Source organism: Williamwhitmania sp., assembly GCA_035529935.1.
In the GTDB taxonomy this organism is placed as follows: Bacteria; Bacteroidota; Bacteroidia; order Bacteroidales; family Williamwhitmaniaceae; genus Williamwhitmania.
Window position 1 is genome coordinate 20,335 of sequence record DATKVT010000227.1, and the last position, 11,295, is coordinate 31,629.

Genomic DNA, 11,295 nt, shown 5'->3' on the forward strand with positions numbered 1-11,295 from the left:
AAAATCATGAAAAAGATAATTTACATAGTTGCAGGACTAGCGTTAATCACTATAACGGTAATACGACTGAAAAGCAATAAAGAAACCACGTTAAACAGAGTTTTCCATTACAATAAGGAGCAAGCCCTCAATGTTCAGGTCCTTATCATAAAACAGGAGAGTATTAAAAACGATATTTCTTATATCGGAACCTTTGAACCAAATAAAGAAACAAAGGTAAGTGCCGAGGTTCAGGGCAAGATTAATAAAGTTCTGGTGGACCTCGGAAGCACTGTTAAGAAGGGCCAACCTTTAATTCAATTGGATAACTCCTTGCTGAAATTACAATTACAAACCGTTGAAATTCAGATAGAAGGATTGGAAACTGATGTAAATCGCTATACTATTCTTGCCAATGCTGATGCAATTCAAGGTGTTCAGCTGGAAAAGACAGAGTTGGCTTTAAAATCGGCTAAAGTTCAAAAGGCCACTCTCCTTGAACAGATCAATAAAACAACCATCGTTGCACCATTTAGTGGAATTATTACCGCAAAGTTGACAGAGGAAGGTGCTTTTGCTTCTCCTGGCATACCATTGCTACAAATTACAGATATTTCGATGCTAAAGTTTACGATAAATGTACCTGAGCAGGAGATTGATCATTTCAAAATAGATCAACGTTATTCATTATATGCAGATGCGTATCCGCAATCCATGCTGTCGGGAAAAGTTATTTTGATTGGAAGTAAAGCCAACATAGGAAATAGTTTTCCAGTGCAGTTTTCAGTTCGCAACACCATAAATTTAACAATCAAATCAGGGATGTTTGGCAACGTAGAATTTAAAAACGATACTAGTAAAATACATATCGCCATTCCTGCTTCCTCTATTGTTGGAACCAACCTTCAACCACAGGTTTATAAAGTGAAGAATTGGAAAACAACCCTTCAAAATGTCACCATTTCATCTAGGTATCAAAACAATGTAGTGATTTCAAGTGGTTTAAGCAAAGGAGACACAATCGTAACTAACGGATTTATTAACCTTTTTGACGGGGCAAATGTATTTATTAGCAAGAAATAACCATGAATATTACAAAAATATCAATCAATCGACCTTCGCTGATCATCGTTCTTTTCAGCGTGTTTACCTTATTGGGAATCATCGGGTATAAAAACCTTGGATATGAACTCTTACCTGACTTCAACCAGCCTGTAGTTGTAATAAAAACGATGTATCCCGGTGCTGAGCCTAATGAGGTGGAAACATCTGTTTCCAGAAAAATAGAAGATGCACTATCCAACCTCGAAGGAGTTGATTATCTGGAGACAAAATCAATGCCCAATGCCTCCATTATTATTGCCAACCTGAAATATGGAACAAATGTGGATAAAGCCATGCAGGATGCACAGCGCTATATCGACAACATTCGCAAAGATCTTCCAACGGGCATTTTGAGTCCGGTTATGAGTAAGGTTTCTCCTAATGATTTGCCAATAATTTCAATCAGTGCGACTAGTAATTTGCCATCGACTGTGTTTTATCAAAAAATGGTGGATGATTTTCTCCCGCAAATTCAGCAGCTGAAAGGGGTAGCAGAAATTACTATAATTGGAGGAGAAGAACGGGAAATTCAGGTAAAGGTCGATCAAAACAAACTCAAACTGTATAAGGTATCACTTTCCCAGGTTGTTGAGGCGATTAATCGCTCAGGAATAGATTTACCCGCTGGCAAAGTGCAATCCAATAAAGAGAGTAACTCCGTTAGGCTAATTGGTAAGTTTGTCACATTAAGTGATATAAGAAATGTCCAGATAGCTTTGCCTGCACCAGGAGTGTCGGTCTATGTAAAGGATGTAGCAACTGTAATTGATGGCGTTAAGGAGGAAAGTTCCGTAAGTCGATATAATGGAGTGAACGGAATTGGTCTGTTGCTGAAAAAACAAGGTGATGCCAATGCCGTAGAAGTTTCCAAATTAGTTCATGCAAAACTCACTCAAATTGAAAGTGACAACGCAAAAGATGGAGTGAAGTTTACAGTTGTAGATGATTCTACAGATCTAACTATTTCAGCCGTAAATTCGGTGGTTGATGACCTGATTTTAGCGGTTATCTTAGTTTCATTGGTCATGTTTCTGTTTTTAAGAAGTTACCGGAACTCTTTGATTGTATTAGTTGCAATCCCAACCTCATTAATCACCGCGTTTGCCGTGATGTGGCTGATGGGATTCACTCTAAATCTGATGACCTTACTGGCTATGTCGCTCATTATCGGGATACTGGTTGATGATGCTATTGTAATTTTGGAAAATATTCAGCGGCATCTGGATATGGGCAAAGATAAACGGAGTGCGGCATTAGAGGGGCGTATGGAAATTGGGTTCTCTGCTATATCAATCACCCTAGTTGACGTGGTTGTATTCTTACCCATTCTGTTTTTACAGGTATTTGTGGCCGATATGCTAAAACAGTTTTCAATTGTGGTAATCACGTCCACGCTTACCAGCTTATTGGTTGGTTTTACTCTGGTACCCTGGTTGGCCTCACGTATTGGAAAAAAGGAGAATCTTCAACCTACAAATATTGTAAACCGATTCCTGCTTTGGTTCGAAAAGCAATTAACGGTATTCATCGACTGGTATGGCCGTCAACTAGAATGGGTGCTTAGCCATAAACTCATCTTTACTGGGATTGTGCTTGTTTTGCTGTTAATGACTGGCGTGATAATGAAACAGGGAATCATAGGTAAGGAAATGATGTCAACTGGGGATCAGGGCAAATTCCGGCTGAATCTGGAATATGATAAAACAACAACCGTTCAGGAGAATAATATTAGAACTCGGCAGATAGAAAATTTTATTCGTCAACAACCTGAAGTGTCAACTCTTTTCAGCAATATTGGTGGCCCAAGTACTGGTATTGGAAGTTTAGGGGTTGGCTCAGCCAATATATCTGAGTTTACGATTCAGCTAAAGCCTGAAACGGATCGACACATCAAAACCGAGCCATTCATGAAATTACTTCGAAAGGAGCTGAATAAAGAGTTTTCGGGTGTTAACTTTTCGATGGCAGTTTTAGGCTTACTGCCCAAGCAGGCTCCTATCAAGATAACGTTAAGCGGTAGTAATCTTGTATTAGTCATGCAAACGGGAAATGAGCTGAAATCGGCGATTGAAAAAATACCTGGAGCAGATAATGTTCGATTGTCAGTTGAAGCTGGCAGTCCTGAATACAAAGTAATTCCGGATAAAGATAAAATGCAGCGTTTAGGTTTAAATACTGCCTATGTTGGGCTAAATTTAAGAACAGCCTTTACAGGTAACGACGATGCAACTTTGACTGAAAACGCGACTGAATATCCGGTAAGAATTTGGTTGGATGACTTTGACAGAAAAAATTATGAAGATGTAAAGCATCTTACCGTCGTTAACCAAATGAACATGCCTATAGAGGTAGCTCAATTTGCAGACGTTAGACAAGACAATTCTCCATCGCTCCTTGAAAGATTAGACCGACAGCCTTCTGTAACCTTAACCTCCGAATCCTTTGGGAGACCCTCGGGTACTTTAGCCGATGATGTAATAACCTTTCTAAAAAGCAAACCATTACCCGAAGGTGTTAAATTAACATGGGGGGCAGATATCAAAACACAAAATGAGAGTTTTGGGGCTTTAGCCTCGGTTCTTTTAATTTCATTTATCCTGATTTACCTGATAATGATAGCCCTTTATGACAGCTTTATTTATCCGTTCGTGGCACTATTTGCCATACCGATGGCAATTATTGGAGCCTTCCTTGCACTAAACTTATCGTTAAATGATTTAACACTATTTGCACAACTCGGATTGATTATGCTCATGGGGTTGGTTACAAAGAATGCCATCCTGATTGTGGATTTTACCAACCAGATAAAAGCTCAGGGCAAGCATTACAAAGAGGCATTGATCATCGCTGGGAAGGAGCGTATGCGTCCCATTTTAATGACTACTCTAGCTATGGCAATTGGAATGTTACCCATTGCATTGGCTAAAGGCACTGCCAGCGAATGGAAAAACGGTTTGGCCTGGGTAATTATCGGTGGGTTGCTGTCGTCGATGATTTTAACGGTATACGTAGTACCAATGGTTTACGATATTGTTGACTCAATCAAGGAAAAGATTGCAAAAAGAAAGGAGATATAAGTTGAGACAGTTAACCTTACTTTTTACTTCACTCGTTACAATTGCTATTTTCTCTTCCTATAGCAATTCAACAAAGGAGACCTTTTCGTTAACTGTTGAGGTCAATGGGTTGCGCAATGCTAAAGGAGATGTAATCTTTGCGTTATACAATCGAGAAGATGCATTTCCTGACGAACACTTTGAAAAGTATCTTGAAAAACTTATAGGAAAAATTGCCAATGGATCATCATTCGTAGTATTTAAAAACTTGCCAGAAGGGAAATATGCTGTAAGTATTCTTCACGATGAAGATGGTGATGGTAAAATCAAAAAGGGAATAATCTTACCAAAGGAGGGCATTGGTTTCTCCAATTATCAATCCATTGGTTTGGCTAATATTCCCTCGTTTAAAAAAGCTTCTTTCATTGTGAATAAGGATAAATGTATCATCGTTAAAATTATTTATTTATAGAATGTGTGACGAGGCTCGTTGAGTGGTTTTTGAGTAAAATAATGTGGGCTATGATTTGGAATTGAATCTTTATCGCACCTTATGGATCTGTTCATGAAACTGTAACTTTTTAATTTCAGTATTGCTTTTAATGAATTAATAATTTAAGTTACTAGATTGACATGAAGGCAATTAGTTTTACTATAATATTTTTTACTTGCATTATAATAAATATTGCATGTGAAAATTTGTTTGACTATTCACCATACGTAATCCATTTTAGCAAAGAAAACAGAGATGTGAATTCTAAGAATATCGTGAAATTGGGTGATGGGCAGAATGATGATACGATTACAATTGCCTTTACGGGTGATACCCATAATTATTTCGATGAAATGGAAAAATTTGTTGCAAGCGTTAACAAAAATTCATCTATCGATTTCGTAATACATGTTGGTGATATTGCCGATTTTGGTCTGCCAAAACAATACTTGTGGGGTAATTCAATTTTGCTGAAATTAAGGATGCCTTATTTTGTTACCATTGGAAATCATGATTTAGTAGGCAATGGCTCAAATGCTTATAAAGAAATGTTTGGTGCGTTTGACTTTAGTTTTATTTACGGTAATGTTAAATTCGTTTTTATAAATACAAATAGTCTCGAGTTTAAAAACAACGGAAATGTTCCTGATATTCAATGGCTCAACGAGCAATTGAAACCATCCAATAATTTCTCTAATGCCGTTGTTGTATTCCATGTACCGCCAGAGGATGATGGTTTTGATGCAAGGTTAGTCGAACCGTTTTATCAGACAATATCACTGTATGATAATGTGTTATTTACAGTCCATGGGCATCTCCATAATTATGAAATTTATAACCCATTTGATGGGACTGTTACTTACATAAATGTTTATGGAGTGGAGTACAATAAATACAACGTGATTAATATCTTCAATAGCAACTATTATGTTGAAACTGTTGAGTTTTAAAGTATTGTTGTTAAGCAGCTTGTTTCTGCTAGGTAATGGAGATACTTACGGTCAGTTTTCGCATAGTAATGATTCAACTAAACACTGGGATTTTCTACCTGATTATGTGAAAATGCAATTTGCAGGGGGTATAGGATTTTTGTCTATGGGTGTTGGTTACACCTTCTTTAACCAAAAGTTGGAGGTATCTTATTTTTATGGTTATGTGCCGGAGTTTGTTTCCACCGATGATTTGCATAGTGTAAGCTTACAATTAACAGTAAAATTGTTGCGGTATAAAGTCAATAAAAACATTGAGTTGGTGCCTTTGAATGTGGGCTGGTTCATTCATCATACGTTCGGTAGTGAATACTGGATAAAATTACCACCTCATTATCCTAAAGAGTATTACTGGTGGTCGCCAGGAAGAAATTCCGGAATATTTATTGGTGGGGAGATTAGAACAAAACTATTGGCAAACAAAACGCCTTCTTCAGGAACTGCATTTTATACGAGAATTGGAACTCGCGGCTTATATCTGGCAAGCAAATTTGGAAATTCATCCATTCCAATAACTGACATAATTGAGTTAGGATTTGGCGTTGCAATTTACCGTTAAAGGAAAGTAATATGAGAAAATGTTTTGCTCTATTCATTTTTGCCTTAACATATCCTGTTTTTTGCGTGGGGCAAGGAGTTAGCGATTCAATAACACCTATTGGGTTAACTACCATTGCTGAAGTAAATCAAGGTAACAGCTATATCACTTTTCCAATAGATGTCGGAAATATTGAACCACTTTGGTTTGAAGCAAATTTGATTCCCAATTTCTACATTAGGGAAAGTAAGAGTTCCAGATTGATAGGCGTTCTGACACCTCAAATCATTATCCGAATGTATCGGGAGAAATCATTTCCTGTTCGCACACCGAGTTATATGCCACAAATTACAGTCTATTATCATTTAACAGGCAACGAAAATGTTGAAAAATTAAGGTTGTTTGGTCGTCTTGGACATCATTCGAACGGTCAGGATGGAGACTTCTATCTTGAAAATGGTGAGGTGAATTTGAAATCAGGAAACTTTTCAACTAACTATTTTGAAGTTGGCATAATTAAAACCAATTTCGTTAATTACCTCAATGCTCATCAATTCTTTAAAACATCAATTGAGGTTCATCCAGAAAGTTGGTCGGATAAAGAACTCAAAGGAAAATACAGTGTTATCCGGTGGCATAATACATTTTCTGTGTTCAAACTACCTGTCTTAGATAATCAGAGTAGTAAGGGTAAAACTAGAATCTCATTCAATGCAGAAGCTACCTGGTTGTTTGGAGAAGTAAACAATTGGAATGGCTGGTATTTAAATAGGCTTAACCTAATGTTTACTTTTTTTTATCATCCACAATTTTTCGAAGATATTGGGCTCTTTGTTCAACTGTACCATGGCATGGACTATTACAACATCTATTTCAACCATCAGTTAAATATTATTCGTTTTGGAATTATGACCGAAACATTAAGGTTCTAACCTCTTTGTAATTAAGAATGGTATAAAAATCCCAAGAAATAGTTAAAACTCATGTCTGATAAATTTAATACAGAATATAAGATATTACAAACAGCCTGCGATATCTTTCTTTTATTCGGGTATCATGGAGCAACGCTCAAGCAAATTGCAATTCAGGCAGGTGTTAATAAATCAGCTGTTCATTACTATTTTAGGTCAAAAGAAAAATTATACATCAGCGTTGTTAACAAAACACTCAACACTGTTTTTACCATTAAGGATGAAAATATTATAGGTCAGAAAGATTTTGAAAAAACAACATGGTTTCTTGCAACTGAGCTATACAATAATGGAAGCTTATTCGAAAAAGCGCTTAAGACGTTATATCCCACCGATTGGGTTGAAAAACTAAATGGGATAAAAAAATGGCTTGTGCGTAAATAAACTGTAGGAAGAAATTTTATCTCATCTTGTACCGGTAAAAAGTCCAAAAGGGTAAAGTGAATTCTTCAATAATTAAGTTAGAAAAACTTAAGTACATGAAAAAAATTTAAATCTTTCGATATAAGTTTGATAATATGAGCTTAACGACATGCTTGCAATGATAGTTAGGCCATATTTAAAAATGCTTTTGGTCATGCTCAAATGGGGATGCTTTTCAATAAAAATAAACGCACAATAACTGAGCATATTAGCAATATTTTCAATGAAGGTTAACTGGAAGAAAATTCAGTTTTCAGGGATTTTCGGACAAATGCCAACGATGGTAAATCTTACGATTTAAACCTTTAGAACCTTGATGTAATTATTTCAATTGATCATTGGGTAAAAAAGCAACAGGTTACACAATTGTGTATTTGGGCCACTAAAGGCTTAAACAGTGTATTGTATGAGGCTTTGCATTGAATGATGAGCGTTTCAAGAGAGGCAGTTTCATGAACTACCTTACTGAGCTACAGGAACGCAAAAGGGAGATAAGAATTTCCGGATTGCCTCACAAAATTTGGATACCTTCCTTTAACTTCGCTTAACTCCCACTAACTTCATTTTTTCCTATTTTTTTTCCATCACCCCCTTGCCACAACTCAAAACTATTGTATATTTGCACCCACAAAACGCAGTAATGCGTTACGTTCTTACCTCAAGTTGAAATGCCCAGGTGGTGGAATTGGTAGACACGCTACTTTGAGGTGGTAGTGCCAGTAATGGTGTGTGAGTTCGAGTCTCGTCCTGGGTACATCTAAACGTTAAAACCTCTGAAATATCAACTATTTCAGAGGTTTTTTTTTATTGGGGTGAAGAGAATGGTGAAGAAAAAGATTAAAAATTCAGGGTTAATCCAACTCCGTTTTTAGTCAATCCAACCATAGCGGTAGTGTTACCCTTTTGCAAAATTCTTCCTGCTTTAGCAATATTATTTGCTCCTGAACTATTGAACCAGCTACATATTGGTAAGGAGAAAACCCTTTACTCATGGAAACATACAGGGGGCATCGATTATTATAACGTGGTAAAGGATCCCTATCCAATCATGCAGCAGTTGAGACATCACAGTCTTCAAATCACAATGATCTATCTAAAGTCGTTGGGGCTGCAACCTAATATTGCAATGAAAACGGCTAAATTGTTTTTGTAACAAACAAAGAAACCCCTCCAATGAGGGGTTTCTATTATACTGCTTCAAAGTGAATTTCCTGCAGCAAACCTCCAAACTTATGAAGGCTTGCCTCCATCTTTTTTAGCTGCTTTTCAGATGGTTTTTTAATCCCAACCGCATATTGGCTCACAAGACTTTGATTAAGTCCGGCAACCTTTGCCAAACCAGATTTTGTTATAATTCCATTGAGCCAGGTGAATAGTGTTTCAAAATCCATTACATACTCAAATGTAATTTCACCCTGTAATTCTACTGGTACATCTTCACCAAATTCAATAAGCCCCTCTTTGTGAAACGCTACAGCTCTTTCCATCTCACTCTTAACTTCGTCAAAAGTAGCACCAGTTGCTACTACTCCGTCGACATCCTTTAAATAGGTAGAAAATCCAGCTTCTGTTTTCTCTACCACTACCATAAGAGTTTTCATTACCTCTTCTCTTTCCAATGGTTCTTAGTATTAACTTTGTTAGGCCTTCAGTGTATAAATTTAACTATCAATCCAATCAGACAAAACAGATTATTTTAGCCCAGCTTGCCTAAGTATTGAAGTTTCTGTTTTTTTAGCTAGCTCATCGTTCGGGTGTCCGGCAATCGTAACCAATCCTTTCTTTATTGGATGCTTGAACTGTTTGTGGCTCCCTTTCTGCCTAACAAAATACCAACCATCCTCTTCAATCAGTTTGACAACTTGATTTACTTTACTCATTTCTGAGAATATTTAATGCTCCAAAAGTAATACATCTATTACTCGACAACAAGATAAGGTAGTATTTTTATTACTTTTTTTGACGAATGGAAAATAAAATTAAGGGGAACAATAATGTGCCAACAAACCATACCTAGGAAACAATAACTATGCTGACCCCATCAAATTTCTAACTCTTCTTGTACTATTTTCTCTTGACATAAGTCTTTTTACCGTGGCTATTAATATAGTACTGCCCTCACGTGAGCCTGTTTGAATCGTTTTGCTTCACGAGTAAGTGCTGGAATTTGTCGACGTAGGTTTGGTATCGTCCAGGACACCAAAAATTAAAGCCTTGCAATTTTAAAAATTGCAAGGCTTTTTTCTTTTTACGACAAACGCAGTTCCATGGGCTATTAACATTCAACCCCTCAGGTGTTGAGCCATGGAATGAAAAATGTTTTGTATCTACATGGCTTAGTTCACTTGACACCAGTGGTGTGTGCACCGCCCACGATTGGCATGGTATGCTAACCCCGGGCTGAAGCCCGGGGCTATTCATATTAAACCGCTTCGCGGTTGGCTGGTTAATTAGGAGAAACACCATTATGCGTATCTACATACTATACTATTCAATTCTTTTAATTCTCTGCCCCCGCTATCGAGGGATCTTCACTGCGCTACGAATTCTTCTAATTCCTCTAACTTCATATAACTTCTCTATTTAATACCTTTTGGTGATTGCGGTGCGGAGTTGCTGTGGTGCATTGAACAGCATGGGTGGGCGCACCTATTGCGCTTGGAGGGGTTTTAACCCATGGCTAAAGCCATGGGCTATGTCCTTTCTAGGGTTCTTCATTGGGCGAAAAACATTTCGCCCCTACGGTTGATGAAATTCTGCCTACGACTTCTTCTAACTTCCTCTAACTTCCGTATAACTCCCGTCTAACTTCTCATTCTTAACCTTCCCTTAGCTTTGCGCCTCAACCATTTTGGTGGTTGGTTGTTGTTAAATAAAAAAGATGAACATGCGGCCAGCCATTTCCGTTCTGCTTTTTATGATGCTTGTTTTTGGTCTTGTTTTCAAGACCACCAAAACAACTCAGGCCAAACATGTAGATAAACCATCGAATATGACAACAACTCAGGTTAACGATACCGCCACCTTTGCGGGTGGTTGCTTTTGGTGCATCGACGCCATTTATCGCGAAATTAAAGGTGTGGTGGAAGTAAAGTCGGGTTACACCGGCGGCAAAACTGTCAACCCAACCTACAGCGAGGTTTGCACTGGTCAAACGGGTCATGCCGAGGCAGTGCAAATTGTATATGACCCTAAAAAGGTGAGCTACGCCCAGTTGCTGGAGGTTTTCTTTACCGTCCACAATCCCACCACGCTTAACCAGCAGGGTGCAGACGTTGGTACCCAATACCGCTCAGCCATTTTTTACCATAATCAGGCCCAGAAGGAACTGGCGGAACTGGCCATAAAACGGCTTACCGCCGAAGGAGCTTACCCCAATCCCATTGTAACGGAGGTAGTGCCATTTAAGGTCTTTTACGTGGCCGAAGGTTACCACCAGGACTACTTTGAGAATAACAGGCGTCAACCTTACTGCCAAATGGTTATTCAGCCTAAGAAAGAGAAGTTTGAAAAGGCATTTAAGGATTTGCTCAAGAAAAACTAATGGGTATTGCCCTAACAATACTCATTCACAAATTGGTTTAAGCATAGATAGCAAAGGAGGCAACGCGATGGTTGCCTCCTTTGTAGCTACTTTAGGGTAATGCTATTATTCTCGGGAAAAGCATCGGGAATATCTCTATCACCAAGCACCACCTTTGTAACGGGTTTTTCAAATTTCTGTTTGAAGGTCCAGGTATTG

General features: G+C 37.9%; 10 protein-coding genes and 1 tRNA gene. 9 read left to right on the forward strand and 2 right to left on the reverse strand.

Translation table 11 applies throughout. The features are described from left to right. Positions 1-6: 6 nt before the first annotated feature. The 8 genes from VMW01_17170 to VMW01_17205 all read left to right on the forward strand — a co-directional run bounded on the left by VMW01_17170 (position 7) and on the right by VMW01_17205 (position 8,307). Complete coding sequence (locus VMW01_17170) at positions 7-1,062, forward strand: efflux RND transporter periplasmic adaptor subunit (protein ID HUW07973.1); 1,056 nt, start codon at positions 7-9, stop codon at positions 1,060-1,062. Between the two features lie 2 nt (positions 1,063-1,064). Continuing rightward, positions 1,065-4,160, forward strand: coding sequence for an efflux RND transporter permease subunit (locus VMW01_17175; GenBank protein ID HUW07974.1), 3,096 nt, complete (start codon positions 1,065-1,067; stop codon positions 4,158-4,160). 1 nt (position 4,161) lies between these two features. Then, positions 4,162-4,611, forward strand: coding sequence for a DUF2141 domain-containing protein (locus VMW01_17180; GenBank protein ID HUW07975.1), 450 nt, complete (start codon positions 4,162-4,164; stop codon positions 4,609-4,611). A 161-nt stretch (positions 4,612-4,772) separates the two neighbouring features. Further along, a complete protein-coding gene (locus VMW01_17185; protein HUW07976.1) occupies positions 4,773-5,582 on the forward strand; it encodes a metallophosphoesterase in 810 nt (269 codons plus the stop codon). Beyond that, positions 5,560-6,180, forward strand: coding sequence for a hypothetical protein (locus VMW01_17190; GenBank protein HUW07977.1), 621 nt, complete (start codon positions 5,560-5,562; stop codon positions 6,178-6,180). Before VMW01_17185 ends, VMW01_17190 begins: the two co-directional genes overlap by 23 nt. Positions 6,181-6,191: 11 nt before the next feature. Next, positions 6,192-7,091 (forward strand): hypothetical protein, encoded by a 900-nt coding sequence (locus tag VMW01_17195; protein ID HUW07978.1) that lies wholly within the window; start codon positions 6,192-6,194, stop codon positions 7,089-7,091. Positions 7,092-7,142: 51 nt separating this feature from the next. Beyond that, positions 7,143-7,514, forward strand: coding sequence for a TetR/AcrR family transcriptional regulator (locus tag VMW01_17200; protein ID HUW07979.1), 372 nt, complete (start codon positions 7,143-7,145; stop codon positions 7,512-7,514). A gap of 709 nt (positions 7,515-8,223) precedes the next feature. Then, positions 8,224-8,307 (forward strand) — tRNA-Leu (locus tag VMW01_17205). 433 nt (positions 8,308-8,740) lie between these two features. Here the strand turns inward: VMW01_17205 and VMW01_17210 are convergent. Further along, positions 8,741-9,154, reverse strand: a complete 414-nt coding sequence (locus VMW01_17210) for a hypothetical protein (protein ID HUW07980.1) — start codon at positions 9,152-9,154, stop codon at positions 8,741-8,743. Between the two features lie 90 nt (positions 9,155-9,244). Continuing rightward, entirely contained in the window at positions 9,245-9,433 is a 189-nt protein-coding gene (locus tag VMW01_17215) for a type II toxin-antitoxin system HicA family toxin (GenBank protein ID HUW07981.1), read from the reverse strand. A gap of 1,007 nt (positions 9,434-10,440) precedes the next feature. On the opposite strand from VMW01_17215, the gene msrA reads away from it, so the two are divergent. Further along, a complete protein-coding gene (gene msrA, locus VMW01_17220; GenBank protein ID HUW07982.1) occupies positions 10,441-11,097 on the forward strand; it encodes a peptide-methionine (S)-S-oxide reductase MsrA in 657 nt (218 codons plus the stop codon). The last annotated feature ends 198 nt before the right edge of the window (positions 11,098-11,295 follow it).

What these genes read in the sequence shown, in the direction of transcription:
- VMW01_17210 (HUW07980.1), bottom strand. Translation starts at nt 9,154, where the DNA reads ATGAAAACTCTTATGGTAGTGGTAGAGAAAACAGAAGCTGGATTTTCT.
- VMW01_17215 (HUW07981.1), bottom strand. Translation starts at nt 9,433, where the DNA reads ATGAGTAAAGTAAATCAAGTTGTCAAACTGATTGAAGAGGATGGTTGG.
- VMW01_17195 (HUW07978.1), top strand. Translation starts at nt 6,192, where the DNA reads ATGAGAAAATGTTTTGCTCTATTCATTTTTGCCTTAACATATCCTGTT.
- VMW01_17170 (HUW07973.1), top strand. Translation starts at nt 7, where the DNA reads ATGAAAAAGATAATTTACATAGTTGCAGGACTAGCGTTAATCACTATA.
- VMW01_17200 (HUW07979.1), top strand. Translation starts at nt 7,143, where the DNA reads ATGTCTGATAAATTTAATACAGAATATAAGATATTACAAACAGCCTGC.
- VMW01_17175 (HUW07974.1), top strand. Translation starts at nt 1,065, where the DNA reads ATGAATATTACAAAAATATCAATCAATCGACCTTCGCTGATCATCGTT.
- msrA (HUW07982.1), top strand. Translation starts at nt 10,441, where the DNA reads ATGCGGCCAGCCATTTCCGTTCTGCTTTTTATGATGCTTGTTTTTGGT.
- VMW01_17190 (HUW07977.1), top strand. Translation starts at nt 5,560, where the DNA reads ATGTTGAAACTGTTGAGTTTTAAAGTATTGTTGTTAAGCAGCTTGTTT.
- VMW01_17185 (HUW07976.1), top strand. Translation starts at nt 4,773, where the DNA reads ATGAAGGCAATTAGTTTTACTATAATATTTTTTACTTGCATTATAATA.